At 62.2% G+C, this 25,189-nt stretch carries 23 protein-coding genes; 16 read left to right on the plus strand and 7 right to left on the minus strand.

Going from position 1 to position 25,189, the window contains the following annotated elements; all coding sequences use genetic code 11:
* Window positions 1-53 precede the first annotated feature (53 nt).
* Window positions 54-338, plus strand: coding sequence for a hypothetical protein (locus QZW03_RS05890; protein ID WP_296509053.1), 285 nt, complete (start codon window positions 54-56; stop codon window positions 336-338).
* 65 nt (window positions 339-403) lie between these two features.
* Here the strand turns inward: QZW03_RS05890 and QZW03_RS05895 are convergent, their stop codons facing one another.
* Entirely contained in the window at window positions 404-1,372 is a 969-nt protein-coding gene (locus tag QZW03_RS05895) for a bile acid:sodium symporter family protein (protein WP_296509054.1), read from the minus strand.
* Between the two features lie 26 nt (window positions 1,373-1,398).
* Complete coding sequence (locus tag QZW03_RS05900) at window positions 1,399-2,415, minus strand: NAD(P)-dependent alcohol dehydrogenase (RefSeq protein ID WP_296509055.1); 1,017 nt, start codon at window positions 2,413-2,415, stop codon at window positions 1,399-1,401.
* 166 nt (window positions 2,416-2,581) lie between these two features.
* On the opposite strand from QZW03_RS05900, the gene QZW03_RS05905 reads away from it, so the two are divergent.
* On the plus strand, window positions 2,582-3,700 hold the full coding sequence (locus QZW03_RS05905; RefSeq protein WP_296509056.1) for a beta-ketoacyl-ACP synthase III: 1,119 nt from the start codon (window positions 2,582-2,584) through the stop codon (window positions 3,698-3,700).
* A gap of 23 nt (window positions 3,701-3,723) precedes the next feature.
* Here the strand turns inward: QZW03_RS05905 and QZW03_RS05910 are convergent, their stop codons facing one another.
* Window positions 3,724-4,251, minus strand: coding sequence for a GNAT family N-acetyltransferase (locus QZW03_RS05910; protein ID WP_296509057.1), 528 nt, complete (start codon window positions 4,249-4,251; stop codon window positions 3,724-3,726).
* Window positions 4,252-4,363: 112 nt separating this feature from the next.
* Between QZW03_RS05910 and QZW03_RS05915 the strand changes: the two genes are divergently transcribed.
* The 11 genes from QZW03_RS05915 to QZW03_RS05965 all read left to right on the plus strand — a co-directional run bounded on the left by QZW03_RS05915 (window position 4,364) and on the right by QZW03_RS05965 (window position 16,731).
* Window positions 4,364-4,681, plus strand: a complete 318-nt coding sequence (locus tag QZW03_RS05915; RefSeq protein WP_296509058.1) for a 2Fe-2S iron-sulfur cluster-binding protein — start codon at window positions 4,364-4,366, stop codon at window positions 4,679-4,681.
* Window positions 4,682-4,786: 105 nt separating this feature from the next.
* Entirely contained in the window at window positions 4,787-6,481 is a 1,695-nt protein-coding gene (locus tag QZW03_RS05920) for an AMP-binding protein (RefSeq protein ID WP_296509059.1), read from the plus strand.
* Window positions 6,482-6,612: 131 nt separating this feature from the next.
* Window positions 6,613-7,236 carry a c-type cytochrome gene (locus QZW03_RS05925; RefSeq protein WP_296509060.1) on the plus strand — a complete coding sequence of 208 codons (624 nt, stop codon included), beginning with the start codon at window positions 6,613-6,615 and terminating at the stop codon, window positions 7,234-7,236.
* Window positions 7,233-8,561, plus strand: a complete 1,329-nt coding sequence (locus tag QZW03_RS05930) for a cytochrome c (protein WP_296509061.1) — start codon at window positions 7,233-7,235, stop codon at window positions 8,559-8,561. The genes QZW03_RS05925 and QZW03_RS05930 overlap by 4 nt, the downstream gene beginning before the upstream one ends.
* Window positions 8,562-8,568: 7 nt before the next feature.
* Window positions 8,569-10,206: a bifunctional UDP-sugar hydrolase/5'-nucleotidase UshA gene (gene ushA, locus QZW03_RS05935; protein WP_296509062.1), complete on the plus strand. Its 1,638-nt coding sequence runs from the start codon at window positions 8,569-8,571 to the stop codon at window positions 10,204-10,206.
* An 86-nt stretch (window positions 10,207-10,292) separates the two neighbouring features.
* Window positions 10,293-12,407, plus strand: a complete 2,115-nt coding sequence (locus QZW03_RS05940) for an ATP-binding protein (RefSeq protein ID WP_296509301.1) — start codon at window positions 10,293-10,295, stop codon at window positions 12,405-12,407.
* Complete coding sequence (locus tag QZW03_RS05945; protein ID WP_296509063.1) at window positions 12,400-13,074, plus strand: RluA family pseudouridine synthase; 675 nt, start codon at window positions 12,400-12,402, stop codon at window positions 13,072-13,074. Before QZW03_RS05940 ends, QZW03_RS05945 begins: the two co-directional genes overlap by 8 nt.
* Before the next feature lie 46 nt (window positions 13,075-13,120).
* Window positions 13,121-13,975 (plus strand): 3',5'-nucleoside bisphosphate phosphatase, encoded by an 855-nt coding sequence (locus QZW03_RS05950; protein WP_296509064.1) that lies wholly within the window; start codon window positions 13,121-13,123, stop codon window positions 13,973-13,975.
* Between the two features lie 48 nt (window positions 13,976-14,023).
* Window positions 14,024-14,647, plus strand: a complete 624-nt coding sequence (locus tag QZW03_RS05955) for an L-threonylcarbamoyladenylate synthase (protein WP_296509065.1) — start codon at window positions 14,024-14,026, stop codon at window positions 14,645-14,647.
* Between the two features lie 47 nt (window positions 14,648-14,694).
* Entirely contained in the window at window positions 14,695-15,363 is a 669-nt protein-coding gene (locus tag QZW03_RS05960; RefSeq protein WP_296509066.1) for a site-2 protease family protein, read from the plus strand.
* 39 nt (window positions 15,364-15,402) lie between these two features.
* Window positions 15,403-16,731, plus strand: coding sequence for a tryptophan--tRNA ligase (locus QZW03_RS05965; protein WP_296509067.1), 1,329 nt, complete (start codon window positions 15,403-15,405; stop codon window positions 16,729-16,731).
* Window positions 16,732-16,834: 103 nt separating this feature from the next.
* Here the strand turns inward: QZW03_RS05965 and QZW03_RS05970 are convergent, their stop codons facing one another.
* The 3 genes from QZW03_RS05970 to QZW03_RS05980 are packed head-to-tail and all read right to left on the minus strand — an operon-like array spanning window position 16,835 to window position 19,995.
* The gene (locus QZW03_RS05970) at window positions 16,835-17,482 is read right to left on the minus strand and encodes a hypothetical protein (protein ID WP_296509068.1); all 648 of its coding nucleotides are present in this window, start codon (window positions 17,480-17,482) and stop codon (window positions 16,835-16,837) included.
* A 9-nt stretch (window positions 17,483-17,491) separates the two neighbouring features.
* Complete coding sequence (locus QZW03_RS05975; protein WP_296509069.1) at window positions 17,492-17,992, minus strand: SRPBCC family protein; 501 nt, start codon at window positions 17,990-17,992, stop codon at window positions 17,492-17,494.
* Entirely contained in the window at window positions 17,992-19,995 is a 2,004-nt protein-coding gene (locus QZW03_RS05980) for a bifunctional diguanylate cyclase/phosphodiesterase (RefSeq protein WP_296509070.1), read from the minus strand. The genes QZW03_RS05975 and QZW03_RS05980 overlap by 1 nt, the downstream gene beginning before the upstream one ends.
* A 135-nt stretch (window positions 19,996-20,130) precedes the next feature.
* Here QZW03_RS05980 and QZW03_RS05985 point away from each other — a divergent pair, with 135 nt between their 5' ends.
* Window positions 20,131-21,876, plus strand: a complete 1,746-nt coding sequence (locus tag QZW03_RS05985; RefSeq protein ID WP_296509071.1) for a GMC oxidoreductase — start codon at window positions 20,131-20,133, stop codon at window positions 21,874-21,876.
* Entirely contained in the window at window positions 21,869-23,614 is a 1,746-nt protein-coding gene (locus QZW03_RS05990; RefSeq protein ID WP_296509072.1) for an alpha/beta fold hydrolase, read from the plus strand. Before QZW03_RS05985 ends, QZW03_RS05990 begins: the two co-directional genes overlap by 8 nt.
* A gap of 21 nt (window positions 23,615-23,635) precedes the next feature.
* On the opposite strand, the gene QZW03_RS05995 is transcribed toward QZW03_RS05990, so the two are convergent.
* Window positions 23,636-24,631 (minus strand): tripartite tricarboxylate transporter substrate binding protein, encoded by a 996-nt coding sequence (locus QZW03_RS05995; protein ID WP_296509073.1) that lies wholly within the window; start codon window positions 24,629-24,631, stop codon window positions 23,636-23,638.
* On the opposite strand from QZW03_RS05995, the gene QZW03_RS06000 reads away from it, so the two are divergent.
* Window positions 24,630-24,803, plus strand: coding sequence for a hypothetical protein (locus QZW03_RS06000; RefSeq protein WP_296509074.1), 174 nt, complete (start codon window positions 24,630-24,632; stop codon window positions 24,801-24,803). The genes QZW03_RS05995 and QZW03_RS06000 overlap by 2 nt on opposite strands.
* Window positions 24,804-25,189 lie beyond the last annotated feature (386 nt).

Consider the following 25,189-nt stretch of genomic DNA (forward strand, 5'->3'; position numbering starts at 1 on the left):
CAAGCCTGACCACATTGGCTGCTTCAAACGTGGAGCACCACAGGAGCCAATCCTTGAACCCATCCCGCAAGTCCCGTCTCGCGCAATCGTTGATCCTCGCCGCTGCACTTTTGTGCCTCGCCGTGTCGATGGCTTGTTGGTTCGTCTATTTCACGGTGTATTGGCCCTACCGCAATTTGTTTGACGAGACGGGGCGCTATTTCGACGTGCAGAGCTCCGTCGTCTACCAAGAGCAGAGTGGCTTATTGATGTGGCCAGCCTTGGCTTTATCTGTTTTGACGATCCTGCTTGGCGTTGCCTGGCTGGCACTCCGCAGCGCTAGTGCTCCGCCCATTTAGTAGTCAAAAAACCCTCTAGCCCACGTATTATTTGTGCCTACAGCTATCAAATCAATAGCATACTTTCAGTCCACCCGCTCACCATAGCGCTGCGCCAGCACCGCGCAGACCATGAGCTGAATCTGGTGGAAGATCATCAGCGGCAGCAGCATCATGCCCACCTGCGGGGCGGCGAACAGCACCTTGGCCATGGGCACACCGCTGGCCAGACTCTTCTTGGAGCCGCAAAACACAATGGTGACCTCGTCCTCTTTAGAGAAACCGAGTTTCCGGCTGGTCATGGTGGTGATGTAGAGCACCAAGGCCAGCAGCACGCAGCAGGCCACTGTGAGGACCAGCAACATCGGCAAAGGCACGCGGGTCCACAGCCCCTCGATCACTGCGGCACTGAAGGCGGTGTAGACCACCAACAAAATGGAGCTCTGGTCCACCATGCGCAAAGTGGCGGCGTGCCGTTTGACGAAGTTGCCAATCAAGGGCTGCATGAGCTGACCCAGGGCGAACGGCAGCATCAACTGCTGCATGATGTGCCACACCGCATCCCACGTGCCGGTGCCGGCTACTTCCCCGGGCACTATCAACCAGCTCACGAGCAAGGGCGTCAAAAACACCCCGATCAAACTGGAGGCCGACGCGCTGCAAACGGCAGCCGCCACATTGCCCCGCCCCATGCCGGTAAACGCAATAGCTGATTGCACCGTGGCCGGCAATACGCACAAAAACAGCATGCCAAGCGCCAACTCAGGATTCAAAAACCAGCCAAATACCGGTTTGAGCAGCACCCCCAAGAGTGGGAATAGCGCAAAGGTGAATGCCAGCACCAACAGGTGCAGCCGCCAATGGCTCAGGCCCGCCACCACATTGGCCCGCGAGAGCTTGGCGCCGTGCATAAAAAACAGCAAGGCGATGGCGGCGGTGGTGAGCCACTCAAAGCCCTGTGCCACTGCGCCGCGAGCGGGCAGCAGGCTGGCCAGAGTGACCACTGCGATCAGGATGAGGGTGAAGTTATCGGGGAGGAAGCTGGGACGTTGCATGGGGGCAGAGCATACCTGTGCGGGGCTTATTTGAAATCAGCGTCCAGCACCACCCGGTAGCGGGCGTTGCCGCTGCGCAGGTGGGCCACCGCGTCGTTCACCCGCGACATGGGGAAATGCTCGACCTGCGGCGCAATGCCGTGGCGGGCGCAAAACTCCATCATTTTCATCAACGTAACCGGCGACGGCGTGGGCGATGCCGAGATGCTGCGCTGCCATGTCAGCAAGCTGCTTGTGCGGACCTTCATGGCCTCGGTCACCATGCCCACCAGGTGCAGGCGGCCTTTGGGCGCCAGGGTGCCGATCAGGGCGTCCCACTCCAGGCTGGCCCCCACGGTGACCAACAAGAAGTCGAGCTTGCCGGCATGGGCCTTGAGCTCTTTCACATCGACGCTGGACACGGTGCGGTGCGCGCCGAGTGCCAATGCCTCCTCGCGTTTAGAAGGGCTGGAGGTAAACGCTGTCACGTCACACCCCCAAGCCTTGGCAAACTTCACGGCCAAGTGCCCCAGCCCGCCGATACCGACCACGCCTACACGGTCGGTAGGCTTGATGTCATGAATCACAAAAGGTAAAAACGCCGTGCCGCCCCCGCACATCAGCGGTCCGGCGGCGGCCGGGTCCAGCCCTGCAGGCAGGGGCAGAGCCCAACTCCAGTGGGCGCGTACTTTGTCGGCAAAGCCTCCGTGGCGGCCGATGATGGTGGGTTGGCGCGTGGCGCACAGGTTTTGCTCACCCCCCTGGCAAAACTGGCAATGCTGGCAACTGTTGCTGTGCCAGCCCAGGCCCACCCGCAGCCCCACGGTGCGCCCCTTGACCTGTGGCCCTACTGCCACGATGGTGCCCACGACCTCGTGGCCGGGCACCACCGGGTAGTTGGCGGGGAACCACTCGCTGTCCACCATGGCCAGGTCCGAGTGACAAATGCCGCAGTACTCCACCGCGATCTCGACCTCCTCGCCCCCCATCGGGCCGGGGTCAAAGTCCAAACGCTCCAGCTCTGCGCCCTTGCCGGGGGCTGCCCAGCCGTGGAATACGGTCATATCGATCTCCTGTTGAGGGGGGTCTCGCGCGTGCGAATGCGCAGGGTACATCGAAGGCAGCGTTGCTGACAGCGGGTTTGTAACCCGTGCGACTGCAGCACTTCGGCGGATAATCCGGCCGGCGCCGGCAGCCCGCTAAAGCGCCTACCCGTCTAAGAAGCCTTCTATGCATCGCGTTGCCATCAGCAGCACCGGCCTGTTCACACCGCCGGACGTCATTACCAACGCGGAGTTGGTCGCCAGTTACAACGCCTATGCCGCCCTGCAAAACGAGCGCTTTGCGGAAGACATTGCTGCCGGTCGCCGCACTGCCCTCACGGACTCCAGCGTGGAGTTCATCGAAAAAGCCTCAGGCATCCAGCGCCGCTACGTGATGGAAAAAACCGGGGTGCTGGACCCCGAGCGCATGCGCCCGCACTTCACGCCACGCCCGGATAACGAGTTGTCGCTGATGGCCGAGATTGCCGTCAAGGCCTGCCAGGACGCGCTCACGGCGGCCGGCAAAACGGCCGCTGATGTGGATGGCGTCATTTGCGCCAGCGCCAATATGCAGCGCCCTTACCCCGCCATGGCCATCGAAATCCAGACCGCGCTGGGCGTGCAGGGCTACGGTTTTGACATGAATGTGGCCTGCTCTTCCGCTACCTTTGCGCTGGAGCAAGCGGTGAACGCCGTGCGCTGCGGCAGTGCCCGCGCGGTGCTGGTGGTGAACCCCGAGATCACCTCAGCCCACCAGGCCTGGATTGACCGGGACTGCCACTTCATCTTCGGCGATGTGTGCACGGCTCTTCTGGTGGAGCGGCTGGACTTGGCGCCTGCGGGCGCGTTTGAAGTGCTGGGCACCAAGTTGCTGAGCACTTTCAGCAACAACATCCGCAACAACAATGGTTTTATGTCCCGCTCGGAGGACCGCAACCCGGACGACCGCGATCAGCTCTTCCGGCAGGAGGGGCGCAAAGTGTTCAAAGAGGTGTGCCCCATGGCCGCGGAGCATATGGAGCAACACCTGCAATCGCTGGGTTACACACCGGGGCAGGTGCGTCGCTTTTGGTTGCACCAGGCCAACCTGGGCATGAATCAGCTGATTGCTAAAAAACTGCTGGGGCGGGAAGCCACCCTGGATGATGCGCCGGTGATTCTGGACGAATTCGCCAACACGGCGTCGGCGGGTTCCATCATCTCTTTCCACCGCCACCACGCTGACATTGCAGCGGGTGAGGTGGGAGTGATCTGCTCGTTCGGAGCGGGCTACTCGATCGGTAGCGTGGTGGTCAAACGCCTGTAGGAAGTGCGCCTGACCAGGCGCCCTTAGTTCAGGGGGCGCTTGAGGCGCATTTCTTCGATTTTCACGGCACCGATTTGCACGGTTTTGGCGGTGTTCATTTCACGCTTGAAACCGGCGAGCTCGTGGAAACGCATGGCGCGCTCGTTGGCAATCGGTAGCCACACGCTCACATTGGCGCAACCTTCTTCGAGCAGGCCTTCGCGAGCTGCATCCCACAAGGCCAGGCCCACGCCTTTGTCCCAGTGGCTGGAGGCCACGTAAATCGCCCAGATTTCGCCCATGGTGGGGGGAGTGCCCTTGTCACGGGAACGGTCAAAACCAACGAATCCGACGATCTTGTCGTCATCCATAGCCACCTGAACCTGGGGTTCGGCGTACTCAATAGCTTCGCGCCAGTAAGCCTGGCGCTTGTCGATGGGGGTTACCGGTACCGGTGTATCGGCCAGCATGCTTTTGAAGGCTTCGCGAACAGAAGAGTTGTGGAGCTCAGCGATGGCTTTGGCATCACGTAGTGTGGCGGGGCGAACCTTGAAAGTAGTCGTACTGGACATGTCTAACGCAAACTCACGCAAAATTGAAAAAAAGAGCGTGATTGTCGCAGCATTCAAGAATCGACTTGCAAGGGCTCTTTTTTCACCCTTGACCCGCGATGAAAGTCACCCGATGCCCGCCACTTCAGCCCCTGTTTTGTCCGCCCCGGAGCACCGGGTCGTGGTGCTGCCGCAGCAATTGACTTTCGGCGCACACGGCAGCGCCAGCCTTCTGGAGTCGGGGTTGGTGCAAGGGGTGGAGTTGCCGAGCTCCTGCCGCAACGGCACCTGCCGGGCTTGCATCTGCAAGGTGGTATTGGGGCAGGTGCGTTACCGCATTGAGTGGCCGGGCCTGAGTGCGGATGAGAAAGCGGAAGGCTGGTGCCTGCCCTGCGTGGCCGTAGCCTGCTCGGATCTCGTGCTGGAACAACCCGCTGCACGCGCAATTTGAATCGGTAGAAACACCGAGCTGGCGGATGCAGGTTACCTAGGGTCATCACCATTGCTGCACCTGGGTGCGCCCCCAACAATGCCCTGAAACAACCCAGGGAACGCCATGTCACCGATCACCGTGCAACCTGCCGACCTGCCGCTAGCCTGCCTCTACCGGTGGGAGCGGGAGCGGCCCGAGGCGGTGTACCTCTCGCAGCCCATGCGTGGCGGCCAAGTGCTCGACTTCACCTGGGCCCAAGCGGCCAGCCAAGTGCGGCGCATGGCCCAGTGGTTGCAGGCCCAAGGATGGCCGGCCGGAAGCCGGGTCGCCATCATCGGCAAGAACAGCGCCCATTGGATTCTGGCTGACCTCGCCATTGGTATGGCGGGCTATGTGTCGGTGCCGATCTACCCCACCTTCAATGGGGAGTCCCTGAGCTACATCCTGCTGCACAGCGATAGCAAAGCGCTGTTCGTCGGCAAACTCGATGGCACGGTGAACCTGCAAACCGGCGTGCCGCCGGGTCTGCCCCTGATTGCCCTGCCCCTGGCACCGACCATGCACGCCCACCAGTGGACCGAGTTGGTCAACGCCACCAGCCCCTTGAGCGCCAGCCCCGAGCCGGCGGGCGAGAGCATCAGCACCATCATCTACACCTCGGGCACCACCGGGCAGCCCAAGGGTGTGGTGCACAGCTTCAACAGCATGGCATGGGGCGTGACCTGTGCCACCCGGCGCTTCCCCATGGACAGCAGTGACCGCTACATCTCCTACCTGCCCCTGGCCCATGTGGCCGAGCGCATGTTGATCGAACAAGCCTCTTTGCGCTACGGCGGCCATATTTTTTTCGCCGAGTCGCTGGACACGTTTTTGCAAGACCTCCAGCGCGCCCGGCCGACGGTTTTTTTCTCGGTCCCCCGGCTCTGGGTTAAGTTCCAACAGGGGGTGCACAGCAAATTGCCGGCACCCAAGCTGCGCTTGCTACTGCGGCTGCCCTTGATCGGTCACCTAGTGCGCCGCAAGATTCTCAAGGGGCTGGGCTTGGACCAATGCCGTATTGCCGCCGGAGGCGCAGCCCCCATGCCCGCCGATGTGCTGAAGTGGTACCGGCAGTTGGGCCTGGACCTGGTCGAGGTCTATGGCATGACCGAGAACAGCGGGGTTTCGCACTCCACGCTCCCGGGATCGCAGCAGACCGGCTCCGTGGGCCTGGCGTATGACGGTGTGGAAACCCGCATGGACCCCGCGAACGGTGAAATTCAGATGCGTTGCCCTGCCCTGATGAAGGCCTACTACCGCGAACCCGAGCTCACTGCGGCGGCCCTGACGGCGGACGGCTGGCTGCGCACCGGAGACAAAGGCGTGTTGGACGCCAACGGCTTTTTGAGCATTACCGGTCGGGTGAAGGACCTGTTCAAAACCAGCAAGGGCAAATACATCGCACCCGCCCCGATCGAAGACAAGCTAGTCACCCATGCGGCGGTCGAGGCCTGCGCAGTTACCGGCGCTCACTGTGCCCAACCCTTTGCTTTGGTCATGTTGTCGCCTGACGCCGTCACACAAAGCCAAACCCCCGAGGGCCGTACCCTACTGGAGACATCGCTGGAGCAGCACCTGCAGCGCGTCAACACCGAGCTGGAGCCCCACGAAAAACTGGATTTTCTGGCGGCAGTCACACAAACCTGGACACCCGAGAACGGCATGGTCACCCCTACCATGAAGGTCAAACGCGCCAGCGTCGAAGCGCTCTATGCCCCTGCCTACGAGCGCTGGTCGCATGCGCAAAAAAAGGTGGTGTGGGCAGACAGCTCGCGGTAAAGCCGCTGCGGTAAGCTTGCTCCATGCAAGCAAGTCTCCGCTCCCGCAAGCGCAATACTCTCATTGCGCTTTTTTCTTGGTGCTTCGCCCTGTGGGGTTGGCCTGCCGCAAGTCTCGCGTTCGAGAACACTATGGCCGAGCGCACCCGGGCCTGCACTGCCTGCCATGGCGAGCAGGGCCGGGCCGGGCCAGACGGTTACTACCCCCGCCTCGCAGGTAAGCCGGCAGGCTATCTGTACAACCAGCTCCAAAATTTTCAGCAAGGCCGGCGGCAATATGGGCTCATGCAAGGCCTGATTGACCCGCTCAGCCCGGAGTACCTGCGGGCCATGGCGGTGCATTTTTCAGAGTTGCAATTGCCCTACCCCGCCCCGGCTCCAGCCTCCGTGTCAGCTGCAGTGCTGGCCACTGGCAAGACACTGGTCCTGGAAGGCGACGCACGCCGCGGCCTGCCCGCTTGCGTGAGCTGCCATGGCAACGCCTTGACCGGCGTACAGCCCTTTACCCCGGGCCTGCTGGGCCTGCCGCGCGACTACCTGAATGCCCAACTGGGCGGCTGGCAAACCGGCCAACGCAAGGCCCATGTCCCTGACTGCATGGCCGCCATTGCCAAGCGCTTGAGCGATGCCGATGTCAACGCGATCTCGCAGTGGCTGGCCTCCCAGCCCGTGCCGGCCCGCGGCAGCGCGGTGGCAATGCGCCCTCTGCGGCCCCCGGGCGCCGCACCATTGCCCGAATGCGGGAGCGCACCATGAGCCCGGCACCTGAACGCCGCCCCCTGGCAACTTATCGCTGGCGCTGGGTAGCCCTCGTTGGCCTGCTGGCACTGCTAGGGTGGGTAGTGACCGCCGAATGGGTTGCACCTGCAGTGCGCAAAGTAGCGCCCATGCCCAAAACACCCGGCGCCAACCACGACGCCGCCCTGGTGGCGCGTGGCGCCTACCTGGCCCGCATAGGCAACTGCGCCCAATGCCACACCGCCCGTGGCGGCCCGGCCTATGCGGGGGGCGATGCCCTGCTCACGCCCTTTGGCCGTGTGTACCCCGGCAACCTCACGCCCCACCCCGCCACAGGTTTAGGCGCTTGGAGCGCAGACGACTTCCGCCGTGCCATGCACCAGGGCATCCGGCCCGATGGCCGGGTACTTAACCCGGCGTTTCCCTACACCAGTTACACCCGCATCACCCGGAGCGAAAGCGACGCCCTGTTTGCGTTCCTACAGAGCCTGCCTGCCATAGACACACCCGGCCGGACACACGAACTTACCTGGCCGCTCGGCACGCAATCCGCGCTCGCTGCATGGCGATTGCTGCATTTTTCGGAGGCGCCTGCCGATGCGGGCACCAGCACGGCAGACTCTGCCCCCTCCGCACGGCGTGGCGCAGCCTTGGTACAGGGTCTGGGCCACTGTGCCGAATGCCACACCCCGCGCAATCGACTCGGTGGCCTCAAGCAGTCACAAGCATGGAGCGGCGCCCTGATGCCCGATGGCCAGTGGTACGCCCCCGCTTTGAACGACGCTACCGAAGCCGGTCTGGCCACCTGGGAGGCTGCCGACATTGCCACCCTGCTGACCCACGGCCAACATCGCGAAGCCTTTGTGGCCGGCCCCATGGCGGATGTGGTGCGTAACAGCACCCAGTATCTGGAAGCGAGCGATGCGCAATCTATCGCGCTGTACCTGCAGACCTTGCCGCAATCCCCGAACCTTGCTGCGCTAGCAGCCACTAAGGACGGTGCCAGCCTCTCCCCCTTAGGCGCCAAGGTCTATGACAATGAGTGCGCACAGTGCCACGGCAAACAAGGCGAAGGGGTGGCCGATGCCTACCCGCCCCTGGCGGGCAACCGGGCGGTGTTGATGCGCAACAGCAACAACCTGGCACTGATCGTGCTGCGGGGCGCTTATGGCCCGGCGACCGCCGGTAAACCCCAGCCCTTCGGCATGCCGCCCTATCAGCTCACCCTGAGCGATGCCGAGGTAGCCGCGGTGCTAACTTTCATCCGCAAAAGCTGGGGCAACGCAGCCGCGCCGGTGACTGAGTTTGATATAAACAAGATTCGTAACTCCCCCACCCAATAGGCTCTTCATGACGCTCTTTCTCCGACTCCTTCCCCTGACTGCAGCCCTGGCCCTAGCTGGGTGCGCGGGCCTCCCGTCCGGTGGCCCTCAAGCCGATGTGGAATACGCCATCACCATCCTGCACACGAACGACCACCACGGTCGCTTCTGGAAGAACCGGGACGGCGAATACGGCATGGCGGCGCGTAAAACCGTGGTCGATCAAATTCGCAAAGAAGTAGCGGCCTCCGGGGGCTACAGCCTGCTGCTCGACGGTGGCGATGTGAACACCGGAGTGCCCGAGTCGGATCTGCAGGACGCGGTGCCGGACTTCCGCGGCATGAACCTCTTGGGTTACGACGCTATGGCGGTGGGCAACCATGAATTCGACAAGCCGCCCGTCGTGCTGCAAATGCAGCGCGACCTGGCGACCTTTCCCATGCTGTCTGCCAACATTTACCGTGATGGCAAGCGCATGTTCGAGCCCTACAAAATTTTTAACCTCGGGGGTGTGCGGGTCGCCGTGATGGGCTTGACCACCGAAGACACCCAGAAAATGGTGCACCCGGACAACATCCGCAATGTGGAGTTCCGCAATGTCCAGAGCGAAGCGGCCAAAGTAGTGCCGGAGCTCCGCTCCAAGGTCGATGTCGTGATCGCAGCCACCCACATGGGGCACTATGAAAACGGCATGCACGGCACCCAGGCCCCCGGCGATGTAGAGCTGGCCCGCGCCGTGAAGGGGCTGGACATGGTCGTGGGCGGCCACACCCAGAACCCCGCCTGCATGAAGGCGGAAAACGTGCTCGACCGCGCCTATGTGCCCGGCAGCGCCTGCCGCCCCGACCGGCAGAATGGCACGTGGATCGTGCAGGCCCACGAATGGGGCAAATATGTGGGCCGCGCCGACTTCACCTTTAAAAACGGCGAGTTCAAGCTGGTGAAATACACCCTGGTACCGATCAACTTGAAAAAGCCGGTCAAGGCAGCCGACGGAAAAACCACGCTGGTGAATTACGGCCCCGACATTGCCGAGGCACCGGAAATGCTGCAACTGCTCAAGCCCTTTCAAGAGTTCGGTCAGCAAAAACTGATGGTCGAAGTCGGCAGCAGTGACGCCAAACTGGAAGGCGACCGCACCGTGGTGCGCAGTCAGCCCGCCGCATTGGGCGTGATGATCGGGCGCTCCATGATGGAGAAAACCAAAGCGGACTTTGCCATTGTTAACGCGGGCGGCGTGCGCGACTCCTTGCCGGCCGGCAAAATCACCTACAAAGATGTGCTGACCGTGCACCCCTTCGGTAACACCATTGCCGTGGTGGACTTCAGCGGGAAAGAAGTACTCGACTACCTGGGAGCCGTGGCCAAAATGACCGCCGGCTCAGGCGCATTCCCGCAGTTTGCAGGTATTCGACTCGTCATAGAAAAAGGCGCAGTGGTCTCCGCCAGTGTGGGCGGCAAGGCTATCGATCCGGCCGGCAAATACCGCGTGGCGATCAACAACTTCGTAGGCGCGGGTGGCGATGGCTACCCCAAAGTGAGCAACCACCCGAGCTATACCGACACCGGGTTCGTAGACGCTGATGTTCTGCGCGCCTTCATTGCGGCCAAGAGCCCTCTCCAAGCGGCCGACTACGCACCGGGTGACCAGGTCGTGCGTCGCTGATGGGCGCACTGTCTCGCAGGCACCGGCCGCAGTTCAATGTCCGCCGGATTTCCGGCCCGCTGGCGGAGGGGACAAATGCCCAGCACATGATCGTTGATGGCTACGCGCCATCGCAAATGATTGAGGATCTGCGCAAGTACCAGGCCGAACTCGAAATCCAGAACAAGGCACTGCGCTACTCGCAGCAGGAGGCAGAAGGCGCCTCCGAGCGCTTTGCCACCCTGTTTTCCAGTGTGCCGCTGGCCTTGATGGTGGTGGACGAAGGTGGGCTGGTGCTCGCCAGCAATGCCATGGCCTTGCGCCTGTTCCAGCCCCTGGAAAGCGATCCGCCGCTGAACTTCTTGTTGCCCTTTGTGGGGCCGGAGCACACCGATGAGGTAGCCGTCGCTTTTTCCAGCGCGCGGCAGGAGGGCACCGCCGAGGTCAACGAAGTCCAGTTTTTTGCGGGCACCAAAGGCACCTTCACCGGGGACCTGCACATCGCGCGCATTGAAAACCCCAGCGATGACCTGGCCCACTTCAGCTGCGCCATCATTGACCAAGGCCCCCTGTTGACCCAGCGTCACGCGCTCCTGGAGAGCGCTGCGGTTCTGCGCCAACGCAATGAAGACCTGCTGCTCAGTGAGAACCGGATGGCGGCCATCATCAACTCATCGCTCGATGCCATTTTGTGCATTGACGACAAGCAGCTGATCACCGTGTTCAACCCGGCGGCCACCGCCCTGTTCGAGTGCCCGGTGGAGCAGGCATTCGGCACCAGCTTGGGCCGCTTTTTGCCCGACGTAGAAAAAGCCCTAGGCGGCGGCAATGTGCCGGCGCAGGCCATGTTGGGCGAGTTCACCGCCACCACCTTGTCGGGCAAGCAGATTTACGTTGAAATCAGCGTGTCGCTGGAGCGCCGCCTGCGCACCCGCACCCCGTTCCGGGCGGACGACCCGCTGGCCATTGCCTTGCGCGGACAGCCGGGCGGTCAAGGCTCCATCACTACCATTTTTGCGCGGGATTTGACCGCCAAGAAATTGGCCGAGGCGCAGCGCATTGCGCTGGAGACCCAGTTGCGGGAGTCGCAAAAAATGCAGGCCATGGGCACCATGGCAGGTGGCATTGCGCACGACTTCAACAACATCTTGAGCGCGATTCTGGGCAACGTTGGCCTTGCCAAGCAAGACACGCCGACAGGCTCGCACGCCTTGGTGAGCCTGGAAGAAATCGAAAAAGCCGGCCGCCGCGCCCGCGACCTGGTGCGCCAGATCCTGACCTTCAGCCGGAACGAGCCGCCCAAGCGGGTGCCTATCCAGCTGACGGAAGTGATTCAAGAAACCCAGCGTCTGGTGCGGGTTGCAATTCCGCCGGGGGTGGACTTCCGGATGATCGTGACCGAAGGCTGCCCACTGGTGCTGGCCGACGCCACCCAGGTGGAGCAAGCGCTGCTGAACCTGTGCACCAACGCGATTCTTGCCCTGGGTCACCACAAAGGCTCCGTCACGATTGAGTTGGGCACCACCACCTTGTCGCTGCCCTTTAACGACCGTATCGGGGTGCCGCCTGGTCGCTATGTGACCCTCCGGGTCCGCGACACCGGCAGCGGCATGAGCCAGGAAACCATAGAGCGCATTTTCGAACCCTTCTTCACGACCCGCCAAGTCGGCCAGGGCACCGGTTTGGGCCTGGCGGTAGTGCACGGCATCATGCAAACCCATCAGGGCGGCATTGATGTGCAGAGTGCCCCGGGGCAGGGAAGCGTGTTCACGCTGTACTTTCCTGCGACCGGCGCGCAACCGCTGCCGGCGCAGGAACCTGAACCTGTGTCAATCGTGGAGGGGCGCGGCAAACACGTGATGTATGTGGACGATGACCAGGCCCTAGTGTTCCTCGTGAACCGGGTACTCACCCGCAAGGGTTTCAAAGTCACGGTGTTCACCGACCCGCTTGAAGCCGAAGCTGCATTGCGCAGCCAACCGGAAGTGTTTGACCTGCTGGTCACCGACTACAACATGCCCGGCTACAGTGGCCTAGACTTGCTGCGGGACGCAAAGGCCATCCGCGCCGACCTGCCGGTGGCTCTGGCCTCAGGCTATGTCACCCCTGAAATTGAACAGAAAGCACTCGAAGAGGGCGCCAGCGCCCTGATCTACAAACCCAACGATGTGAATGAGCTCTGCGAAACCGTGCAGCGCCTGATCAGCCAGCACGATGCATAGCCCAGAAGATATTTACAACCCGCCTCCCGCCGGTCCGCTGCCTGTCATTTATGTGGATGACGCCATGGTGGTGCTCCATAAGCCTGCCGGTTTGCTTACCGTGCCGGGACGCGGCGAAGCCAAACAGGACTGCCTGAGCAAGCGCACCCAGGACGAGTACCCCGAGGCCCTGGTGGTGCACCGGCTGGACCGCGATACCTCGGGCTTGGTGGTCATGGCGCGCGGAATTGTGGCGCAGCGGGCCCTCAACCTCGCGTTCGAAAAGCGCCAGGTCGACAAGTGCTACGAGGCCGTCGTGGCCGGGCTGCTGCCTGTGGATGAGAGCTGGCAGGAAATCAACCTGCCTTTGCTGGTGGACTGGCCTAACCGCCCCAAGCGCACCGTGAACCATGCCGAGGGGCAACATGCCCTGACCCGGTGGCGCTGCATGGCCGTGGACACCCTGCGCAACTGCTCCCGCGTGGAGCTGGAGCCGGTCACCGGGCGCACCCACCAATTGCGGGTGCATATGCAAGCCCTGGGGCACCCGATGCTCGGCGACACCCTTTATGCCACTCCCGAGGCTCTGGCCCAATCGGACCGGCTGCAATTGCACGCCCGCACCCTCTCTATTCCCCACCCCACCAGCGGCGAGCGGCGGGAATTCCACGCACCGGTCCCCTTTTAGGCCCCGGCGGCGGCGCTTAGCCGGGGTCAGCGCCTAAAATGACCCGGTGACCCAACTACTCAACGCCGACCTCCATTGCCACTCCGTAGTGTCCGATGGCACCCTCACCCCCGAAGCCCTGGCCGAACGCGCCAAAGGCAACGGGGTCGAACTCTGGGCCCTGACCGACCACGACGAAATCGGTGGCCTGCAGCGCGCCCGCGATGCCGCCAAAGCGCAAGGCATGGGCTACCTCACCGGTGCCGAAATTTCCGTCACCTTTTTGCACCAGACGGTGCACATCGTTGGCCTGGGTTTCGACGCCGCGAACAGCGACCTGCGCGAGGGCTTGCGCCGCACCCGTGGCGGGCGGCAGGAGCGCGCCATGGAAATGGCCGATGGCCTGGCCAAGGTCGGCATCAAAGACGCCTATGAAGGCGCCTTGAAGTTCGTCGGCAACCCCGAACTGATTTCGCGCACCCACTTTGCCCGCTTTCTGGTGGAGAGCGGTGTGTGCAAAGAAACCAACGAGGTGTTCCGCAAATACCTGACCGAGGGCAAGCCGGGCTATGTGCCGCACCGCTGGGCGCTGCTCAAAGATGCGGTCCAGTGGATTACCGGCGCCGGTGGCATGGCCATCATTGCCCACCCCGCGCGCTACAAATTCACCCCTAACGAAGAGTTTGCGCTCTTCACCGAGTTCAAGGGCCATGGCGGCCAGGGCGTGGAGGTGGTGACCGGCAGCCACTCGGTGGCCGAGTTCGGCATCTACGCCAGCACGGCCAAAGAGTTCGGTCTGGCAGCCTCACGCGGCAGTGACTTTCACAGCCCCGACGAGAGCCACACTGAGCTCGGCACCCTGCCCGCGCTGCCCGCTGGCCTCACGCCGGTGTGGGAGCTGCTGAGCGCCCGTATCCAATAACCTGTTCACGACACACCCTGAGGACCGGCGCTCCAGCGCCACCATGCCATGGCGCAGTATTTCGAGCTACACCCCGACAACCCGCAGCCCCGTCTGCTCAAACAAGCGATTGCACTGCTGGAAAAAGGCGGCATTCTGGCCGTGCCCACCGACTCCAGCTATGCCCTGGTCTGCCACCTCGATGACAAGGCCGCTGCCGACAAACTACGCAGCATCCGCGGGGTGGACGACAAACACCACCTGACCCTGCTGTGCCGCGACTTGAGTGAACTGGCCAGCTACGCCCGGGTCGACAACACACAATACCGCCTGCTCAAAGCCGCCACGCCGGGCGCTTACACCTTCATTCTGGAAGCCAGCAAAGAAGTGCCGCGCCGCGTGAGCCACCCCTCGCGCAAGACCATCGGGCTGCGCGTGCCTGAGCACCATGTGCTCCAGGAGCTTCTAGCCCTCTACGGATCTGCGCTGCTAGCTACTACTTTGATAGCAAAAGGCGAGTCTGAACCGCTGAACGACGCCCACGACATCCGCGAGCGCTATGAGCACCAGATTGCCGGCGTGCTCGATGCCGGCGCCTGTGCCCAGGAACCCACCACCGTGGTGGACCTGACCGGCGATGAACCCGAGCTGATCCGCCAGGGCGGTGGAGACCCTGCCCTGCTAGGGCTCTAAGCCGCACGGCGTATCCTTTTTTCACACCCAACCGAGACATTGCCCCTGTGGACTTTGCCAACCTGATCCAAACCGTCGCGATCTACGCACTGCCCGTGCTGTTCGCCATCACCGTCCACGAGGCTGCGCACGGCTATGCCGCGCTGCACTTCGGGGACAACACAGCGGCCACCCTGGGCCGCATTACCCTGAACCCGGCCAAACACATTGACCCGGTGGGCACCATCCTGATGCCCCTGCTGCTGTACTTCGCGACCTCCGGCGCCTTTTTGTTCGGGTATGCCAAGCCGGTGCCCGTGCGCTTCGGCAACTTGCGCAACCCCAAGCGCGACATGGTGTGGGTGGCACTGGCAGGCCCGGCGGCTAACCTGGCCATGGCGCTGGCCTGGGGCGCGGGCTTGTACCTGCTGTCCGGCGCAGGGGTCACCGAGCCCTTTTTCCTCAAAATGTGCCAGGGCGGCGTTTTGGTCAATGTGGTGATGTTTGCGTTCAACCTGTTTCCGCTCCCGCCGCTGGATGGCGGGCGCATTCTGGTCGGCCTGCTGCCCATCCGCCAGGCCATGGCGGTGTCGCGCATCGAGCCTTGGGGCTTTTTCATTGTGATGGGCCTGGTGATTGCCGGCGTGCTCAGCACCGTGTGGATGCAACCGGTCATGGGTTTGACCTTTGACCTGATTGACCTGCTCCTGACCCCTTTTTCGTGGCTAACGCGCTAAACCGCGCGCCGCATTTGTTTGTCTGATTGATTTGCACCCATGAGCACTGTTCGTTTTCTCACCGGCATTACCACCTCCGGCACCCCGCACCTGGGCAACTATGTGGGCTCCATCCGCCCCGCAGTGCGCGCCAGCAAAACGCCCGGGGTCGAGAGTTTTTACTTTCTGGCCGACTACCACGCGCTGATCAAGATCGATGAGCCGGCCCGCATCCAGCGCTCCACCCTGGAGATTGCCGCCAGCTGGTTGGCCGCAGGCCTGGACCCCGCGCAGGTGACCTTTTATCGCCAGTCCGACATTCCTGAGATCCCTGAGCTGTGCTGGTTCCTGACCTGCGTGACCGGCAAAGGCGTGCTCAACCGCGCCCACGCCTACAAGGCCTCGGTGGACAAAAATACCGCTGCCGGTGTGGACGCGGATGCCGATGTCACCGCCGGCCTCTTCATGTACCCGGTGCTCATGGGCGCCGACATTCTGATGTTCAACGCCCACAAGGTTCCCGTGGGGCGCGACCAGATTCAGCACATCGAAATGGCGCGCGACATGGCGGCCAGCTTCAACCACCGCTATGGCGAACACTTTGTACCGCCCGAAGCGGAGATTGAGGCCTCGGTAGCCACCCTGCCTGGCCTGGACGGCCGCAAGATGAGCAAGAGCTATGACAACACCATCCCATTGTTCAGCAGCCGCGAGCAGCTCAAGAAGCTGATCGCCGGTATCAAAACCGACTCACGCGCGCCGGGCGAGCCCAAAGACACCGAAGGCTCTGCGCTGTTTCAAATCTACCAGGCCTTCGCCAGCGAAGAAGAAACCGCCACCCTGCGCCAAGCCTATGCCGACGGCATTGCCTGGGGTGACGCCAAAGCCTTGCTGCTCGACCGCATCGACCAGGAAATCGCGCCCATGCGCTCCGCCTACGAAGACTACATGGCCCACCCTGAAAAGGTCGAGGCCCTGCTGCTCGCCGGTGCCGCCAAGGCCCGCGCCATCGCCACGCCATTCATGTCCCAACTGCGCGCTGCGGTGGGACTGCGCCCCTTGAGCACCACGGTGCAGGCCGGTGCGGCCAAGGCCGACAAAGTAGCCCTCGCCAGCTTCAAGCAGTACCGCGAGAAAGACGGGCTGTTTTACTTCAAGCTCGCCGCCGCCGACGGCAGCCTGCTGCTGCAAAGCAAGGCCCTGGAGTCCGGCAGAGCCGCAGGCCAAGCCATTGCCCTGCTCCAGCGGGACGGTGCAGCGGCCCTGGCGGCACTGAGCGACGTGTTGGAACCCGTGGACACCGGCGCTACCCAGGCTGCGGCCGCCGCACTCACTGCACTGGCGGCTGCAGCAGCGCAAGCCGCGCAAGAAAAAGCGGCCCGAGGCTGATATTTGCTATTGTTTTAGGAGCTACCTGCGCAATATCTACGAGGGCTAGAGGCCTATTTGGCTTAAAAATAGCCCGCTGCGCCCTATTGAAGCCGCAAGCGCTTCAGGGCGCCAACACCCGCACTTGCAGCAAGCGCCGGGCCTCGGTGCTGCCCTTGCTGCTGTAGCTCCCCTGCCGGGCCGGTGCTGCGCCGCTGGCGGCAATCGTCACCCACTGCCCTAAGGGTGCGGTGACCGTGGTACTGAGCTGCTGGCGGGTCTGGGTGGGCATATCGGCGTTGTGGCGCACGGCCATGTCGGCCTGCTGCAGCTCGATGTCGACCGTGGCATCCCGCTGGCCACCGGCCCAGCGCGGGGTGACCGACATGCTCTGCCCCACCTCGAACCACTGCACGGACTGGCTCACCCCGCCCCCGCTGCTACTGACCGACGTGCCGCCCGAGCTGATGCTGTTGCTTTGGCTGTTGGCAGACTGCACCCACTGCAGGGGCACCGCCTGGCTCATGCGCAGGCTGCCTTTTTCGCCGTTGCGCACCTGGATTTTTTGCGGCGTCATGAGAGGGGCATCGGGCTGGGTGCCGATGCGCACAGCGCCGTCCTCCCGGCCTTCTTCCACCTGGCGCAACTCCACCGTCAAATCCCGCTGCGGCAGCTTCTCTTTGGCAGCAACCTGCGCCGCACCAGACGCCCCCGCCCACCACACCGCTGACAGCACTACCGTTCGCAAGACAAGGGGAAAAACACGCGACATAGCAGCTCCTCACAGTGGCGGTGGCAAGCCGCGGCAAGCCTGAATCGACAGGCTCTCAAGCCACAAGGCGTGGCCGTCGAACATGCGGTAGGGCATGAAAAAGTGCATCAAGCGGGCACCCCAGCCGTATTGGGTTTCCTCCGTGAGCACGCGGCAGCCTCCGGCCTGCGGAATGATGAGCCAGGCGTGGTAAACCTCGGCCCCGAGGCCTACGCCATTCCACGCGATGCGCTCGAAAGGCACAAACTCCTGCACACAGGACCGGATTCCGACGCCGAAGGTCTTCCACTCAAACTCCATGCTCAAGGCCAGATCACGGCTGCGACCCGGCTCCCACGCCATTTTGGAATTGGTATACCAGGTCGGCCACAAGGGCGCGCGCACCAGCCAAGCCCAAATGTGCTCGGCAGGGGCCGGAATAAACAAGTCATTGACCACATGAACCGGTGCGCGATCGGGGTGAAAGTGCTCGGGCCATTGGATGGCAGGAGCCGGTGTGGGTTGTGGCATCAGTAATCTCTTTCTCTACCTGAGGGCTTTGCCACGGTGTGGTTACGCGTTACAGCCCATTGTTCAAATTCCGTACTCGGCATGGCTTTGGCAAACCACCACCCTTGCCCTAGGTCACAACCTGCATCCCGCAGGACCTGACACGTGGCTTCGTCTTCAATGCCCTCTGCCAGCACCTTCAAGCCCAGATCGTGGCCCAGCTCAATCGAGGAGAGCACGATAGCGCGATCTTTACTGCCCTCTGCCAGGTTCTCCATGAAAGACTTGTCGATTTTCATCTCTTGGGCCGGTAGCTGCTTCAGGTAGGTGAGTGAAGAGAAACCGGCTCCATAGTCGTCAATCGACAGCTGCACCCCCAGCGCCACAAAGCGGGCCATGGCCTCCAGCGCTGCCTCGGGCGATGTCAGCAACACACTCTCGGTCAGCTCCATCACCACGAGGGCGGGGGCCATTCCACTAGCCAACAATTGCCGCTCCACGGTCTGCAACACCTCCGGGTCATGCAGGGCATCCGCCGAAAGATTGACCGATACGCTAACGCCCGGCAACCGGCTTTGCCAGGTAGCACAGTCGCGCAAAGCCCGTGATACGGTCCAGACGGAGAACCGGTGCAGGAGCCCGGTGGATTCGATGATGGGAATGAATTTGTCCGGCGGGATCATGCCTTCCTGCGGGTCGTTCCAGCGGGCCAGAGCCTCGGCCCCGACGACCCGCCCGGTCTTAAGGTCCACCTGTGGCTGGTAGTGCAGCATCAGGGTGTCTTGCAAAATCGCCTCGCGCAACTTCTCGTAGCGGCGGTTGCGGTCCACAAAATGCTTGTGCAGCAAGTTATCAAAAAACTGGTATTCCTGCCGGTGGTCTATGGCAAACAACAGCGCCTGCTCGGCATTGCGCATCAGCTCCTCTGCGTCGGCGGCCTCATCCAGCCTTTGCGCGACAACCCCGAAGGCCATTTCGACATGCACTGCAAATTCGCTGAGTCGGGTCACATCCCGCAGGTGCGCAATCGCCCGCAACGGTTCGATGGCAGCGGCATCGGCGGTATCGCTTTGCATCGCGATACCCAGCGTGTCCTGCCCGACGCGGGCTAAGCCCACCAAACCGGCCAGATGCTGCTGAAGCACACGCCCCAACTGCCCCAGCGACTGATCCACCTTAGCGGTGCCCACAATGCTGGCGAGCTCCGGCACCCGGAAAAAACGGACATGGGCTACCAATAGGTAGCCGCTCACGCCGATTGCGGGCGAAAGACTGGACTCGAGGCGCTCGGTCAACCCTTGCCGGTTCAGAAGACCTGTAGAAAGGTCGTGCAAGGCGTTGTATTGAAGGGTTCCCATGTGCTTGTGCACTTCACCGGTGTGGTACTCCACCTGGTCAGCCAAGTGGGCTTGAAACCGGCTGCGCAACAGGTTGAAATAGGCGGCCGTCACCACATTGAATAAATAGGCTAGCCCGTAGTAGAGGCAGTGGCCTTCCCCGTAATTCCAGAAGTTCCAATGGCGTGAGCTGTACAGCATGAGGCCGGGCACCAGCAAAGCAAAGGCCACACCCACCAACCAACCCGTCTTTTGCCCCCGTAAAAAAAACACCAGATAGGGAAAGACAAAGGTCCAATAGGGCGAGTCTCCGGTTTGCCCGCCAAACACTACGTTGGAGGCAAATATGGCAAAGCCCGCCAGGACCAACATGTTCTCCGAGAGCACCGGCGGCGCCCGACGGCTTATCAGGATGATGGCGGGCACCAGCAGAAAAGCGACTTCGAGTAGCTGCACCACGCCCATGACCATCAGCCGCTGATCCTGCCCGGCCCGCACATTGGCAAGCCCGAACATGAGCAAAGTCAGCGTGCCCAGCACCGTAAATATCAAGGTATTGCTTCGGCGGCGGGCATCCGGCACCAACTCCTGTTCGCCCACGCCCAGAAGCTGCTTGAGCGTGGCCGGCAAAGCCTGCCGCGGCGGCGGACTGGGCCCTGCGGGCACTTGATAAGCATTCGGATCCATAGTGCCACTCCCAGAACGACATTGCTGTTGTGGTGCGGGCGGTAATTGCTCGATGTTCAAAAACCGACCGCTGTGCTAAGTTACCCCGGCCGCGGCCGCATGTCCACCATGTTCGCGGGATTACAGGGGGAATTCATGACACAAAAACGATTTCTGGAAGCCATTATTGTGGGCAGCGGTTTCGGCGGGGCCGTCATGTGCTGCCGGCTGGCCATGCGCTGGCCCGGCGAGGTGCTGTTACTGGAGAGGGGCAAACGCTACCCCAAGGGGAGTTTTGCGCGCAGCCCGCATGACTTTGCCGCCAACTTCTGGGCGCCGGCCGAAGACGGCCAGGCGCGCAAGCTCAATGGGTTGTTTGACATTCGCAACTACCGCCGCATGGACTCGGTGGTCAGCGCAGGCTTGGGTGGGGGCTCGCTGATTTACGCCAATGTGTTCATGCCAGCGCCTGCGTGGGTGTTCGGCCCGCGATGGCCCGCACAAATCAGCGCCACAACCCTTGCCCCCTATTACCGGGTCGCCCAAAGCGTGCTGGCTGCCCGCCCCGTGCCGCCTGCCGAAGGCGATGCCCGCCGAACCATTCAGCGCACCTCGCTGTACGCTGACTTCGCCCGGGCTGATGGCCGCACCAGCCGGGCGGCAGACATTGCGGTATTTTTCGGCAAGGGCTACGCCAGCCGCCAGAGTGGCCCACTCCCCCTGGGTGAGCAGGAACGCAACCGCTATGGGGCCACGCAAACCTCGTGCACCTACTGCGGGGAATGCGACGTAGGTTGCAACGTGCACGCCAAGAACACCCTCGACCTGAACTACCTGTTCGCCGCCGAAAAGCAGCATGGTGCCCTCGTGGAAACCGGTAGCGAGGTCACTCGCATTACCCCGCTCAGCGAGGCGGGCGAGCCCGACAGCACCGCAGACGGGCGCTATGGCTACCGGGTGGATTACCGGGACGATGCCGGCACACCACTGCACGCGCTGGCACGCCGCGTCGTTGTGGCAGCGGGCACCCTGGGCACCAATGAGCTGCTGCTGCGCTGCCGGGACACGCTGGGCACGCTGCCGCGCCTGAGCCAGCGGCTGGGCCACGGGTTTTCGGGCAACGGGGACTTTCTGTCTTTTGTGTCAGGCGGCACCCGCGCTGCCGACCCGACTTACGGCCCCGTGATTACCCAGTTCATTGACTATGGTTTGCAGCAACCCACACCGGGGCAGCCGTCCTTCATGCTGGAAGATGCGGCCTACCCTGCTTTTGCAGCCTGGTATGTCGAAGGGCTGCGACCGGCTGCCGGCTTGAGCTACTTGTTCAACCGCATCGCGCGAACCTTCAAGGTCTTCAAGCAGCGCTGGGTTGACCAACTGTTCTCCGGCAAGTGGAGCGGCTCCATGAGCGCCTACGCCCATACGGCACTCCAAGGCGACCTGTCGTACCGCAGCAGCGTGTTGCTGTTTATGGGCCAAGACGCGGCGGACGGCACCTTGCACCTGCACCGCGGGCGCTTGGCGCTGGACTGGCCCCAGTCCAGCAGCCGCCCGCTTTACGACGCCATCGTGGCCTGTGGAAAGCGGTTCCAGCAGTTCGCCGGCGCAAGCACCTATTTCCCCCAACCTACCTGGGCCTGGCCGGTGCGCAACAACATCACCGTCCACCCCCTGGGAGGCTGTGCCCTGGCGGAGGAGCCTGCGCACGGCGTGGTGAGCAGCCTCCCCGGAGCCCGGGGCCAGGTCTTTGGCTACCAGCGCCTGTATGTGGCCGATGGCTCCTTGCTTCCCACCGGCGTGGGGGCCAACCCCAGTGCCACTATTGCGGCACTGGCGGAGTGGATTGCAGAAGACATCACCGGAATGACCCCGGACGACACCCTTGGAGTACCCCATGCCTGATTCCGCGCGCTCACCGGTCGCCTTCCAGTTCACGGAGGAAATGAGGGGCTACGTCAGCCCCGGGCAACATACCTGCCAACAGGGCCACGATGAGGGCGAAGCCGCGGGCTTGGACCTGATGTTTCACCTCACCATCCGCATGGAGGACCTCGATGCCTTCATTAGCGACCCTGCCCATGCGGCCCAAGCCATAGGCTACCTGGAGGGCCGCAGTATCGGGGGCCGACAGCCCGTGCTGGCGGGCGAGTTCAACCTGTTTGCAGACAGTGGCGATGCAAATCGCAAAACCATGCTTTACCGGCTGAAGTTTGAAGACCACCAAGGGCAGCCCCTCACCTTGAGCGGCCGCAAGGACATTCGCAACGACTTCGGGTTTGACGCCTGGTCGGACACCACCACCCTCATGGTCAACATCTACCCCGGGCACCTGAGTGCTGCGGAAGAAGGGGCGGCCTCGCTGGTGGCCAGTGGCGTATTGCACATCCGGGTGCGCGACTTCCTGCAGCAGCTCACGACGTTTCAGGCCGACGCCCCCACCCCGCTCGACCGGCTGGACGCCATACAGCGCTTCGGCCGCTTGTTTTTGGGCAAACTGTGGGAAACCCATGGCCTGCCGCGCCGCCACGGACGCGAACCCCGCATTCGCACCATCCCGCTGCACAGCCTGGAGGGCGTGAAAGGCGCGGAGGTCAGTACCCACTACGCCAGCACAGCGGATGGCCTGGGGATCAGCCTACTGCGCTTTCAGCGCGCGCCCTGCAAAGACGTAGTGTTGCTGGTGCCGGGGCTCACTGCGTCGAGTGACATGTTCATCATGCCCGAGCACCGCAACCTGACCCAGGTGCTGCTGGACGAGGGCTTTACCGATGTCTGGACACTGGACGGACGCATCAGCAAGCGCCAGCCCTACAACCACACCCGCCACCGCTTTACCGTGGACGACGTAGCACTCTACGACAACCCTGCCGCACTGGCCGCAGTCCGCACAGCGGTGGGGCCGGAGGCGCGCATTCACATCATCAGCCATTGTCTGGGCGCGATGTCGGTGGCCATGAGCCTGTTTGGCAAAAAGCTGCCGGGGGTTAGCAGCGTGATCGTGAACGGGGTAGCCCTCACCCCCAAGGTGGGCGCATTTGCAAAGGCCAAGCTGGCGCTCGGGCCGTTTTTGGCGGAATCCATACTCGGGGTCGACTACCTCAACCCCGAGTGGGGCACGCAGGCCGGCATGTCACCGGGGAAACTGCTGGCCAAAGGGGTGAGCCTCATGCACCGCGAGTGCGATGTGCCCGAGTGCCACATGACCAGCTTCATGTGGGGCTACGGCTATCCGGTGCTATTCCGCCATGAGAACCTGCACGAAGTGACCCACCGCCGTACTGGCGACTTGTTCGGTGGCAGCGGCGTGCACTACTACCGCCACATCCGCAAAATGGTGGGGGCCGACAACACTGCCGTGAAGTTCGATCCCAAAGATGTGCGCTACCGTGACCTGCCCGACAACTACCTGCACAACGCCGCCGACATCAGCACGCCCGTCCTGCTGGTAGCCGGGCAGGAAAACGCTTTGTTTTTAGACTCGAATGTGCTGTGCCATGAGCGACTGGAGCAAATTTCGCCCGGCCGCCACCAGCTGGAAGTGATTCCGGGCTACGGCCATGCGGACGTGATCATCGGAAAAAACGCGGCACACGATGTGTTTCCGCGCTTTATCAAATTTTTACGGCAACACGCCCGCTAAACCGGGCGGGTGCGCGCAGGTTTATTCGATCTTCAGGTTCTGGCTGCGCACTACGTCGCGCCAGGCCTGGTAGTCCGCCTCGATAAAGCGAGTTTGCCCAGCCGGCGTGCCCGGCATGGCGTCGACCGCATCGACCTTGAAGCGGGCCTGCACTTCGGGCAGGGCCACCACCTTGTTCAAGGCGGCATTGAGTTTGTCGATCACGGCCGCTGGCGTGCCGGCCGGAGCCGCCAGTGCAAAGAAGTTCTGCACATCAAACCCCTTAAAACCCGCCTCGGCCATGCTCGGCACGTCGGGCATGGCACTGGAGCGCTTGGCACTGGTCACCGCCAAGGGCTTCACGCGGCCGTCTTTAATCAGGGGCAACAGCGCGGGAATCGTGCCGGTGACCAACTGCACCTGGCCCGACACCATGTCCATGGTGGCAGGCGCGACACCGCGGTAGGGAATATGGGTAATAAAAGTGCCGGTGCGCGCTTTGAGCAACTCCAGCACCAAGTGATTCACCCCACCGGCGCCGGCGGAACCGTAATTGAGAGCACCCGGCTGGCTGCGGGCTTTCACCACCAAGTCCTGCATGGACTGGATGCCGGTTTGAGGAGTGGTCGCCCACACCAAAGGACCGCTGGCAATCATGCCGACCGGGCTAAAGCTTTTGAGCGGGTCATAGCCTGCAGTGGGCAAGGACGCGGCCACCGTGGTGAACGGGGAAGCCACCAACAACAAGGTATAGCCGTCGGCCGGCTGCTGCGCCACATACTGCGTACCAATGGCCCCAGACGCACCCGTGCGGTTTTCCACCACAAAGCTGCCCCCCATCACTTCACCCAACTTCTGGGCCATCAAGCGACCCATGGCGTCTGTCCCGGCACCAGGGGCAAAGGGCACCACGATCTTGACGGGCTTGTCGGGAAAACCGGTGCTACCGCTTTGGGCCCAGGCCACTGGCCCCCAAAACGCGGTTGCCAATGTAGAAGCTACCGCCACCCGGCGGGAGATTGTGCGAATCTTCACCATGAAAACACCTTTAACGCTGGTTACAGCCCGCCACTATGCGACACAGAAATTGCAGCCGCATGACAAACGGATTGCATCTGCAGCCCAACAAAAAAGCCTGCATCCTATGAGGGATGCAGGCTTGGTATTTGGAGGAGAAGGAGTCCATAGAACAACCTTCTTAAGTCGTTGATTCGTATGGATTTAATTTTCGATGTCCAAAAAAGTACCAACAGAAATACCAACAAAAATAAAAGTGTCTCAATTCGGCACCGTCAACACAGACCCCCGAACCAAAGCAGCATAAAAAATTACATGGCTATAAGAAACTGAATCTATATAACTATTTAGTATAGTTATTTTTCAAAATATAGGGAAAACCCCTATTTACATAGCAAATAAATCGTTATAGTTCCGCTTAATCCAGCGATGGGTTATGCACCATAAACACAAACACCCCGAAGCCCTGCAAGGCGACGAGGTAAAGGTGGTTGAGGCTAGCGGTAAAAAACCGAGTTACTCCGATAAGTTGACGCCGTCAGTGTAGCACAATTTTTTTCAATAGCCCCAACTGGTATT

It is taken from the genome of Rhodoferax sp. (genome assembly GCF_013297935.1).
Classification (GTDB): Bacteria; Pseudomonadota; Gammaproteobacteria; order Burkholderiales; family Burkholderiaceae_C; genus Allorhodoferax.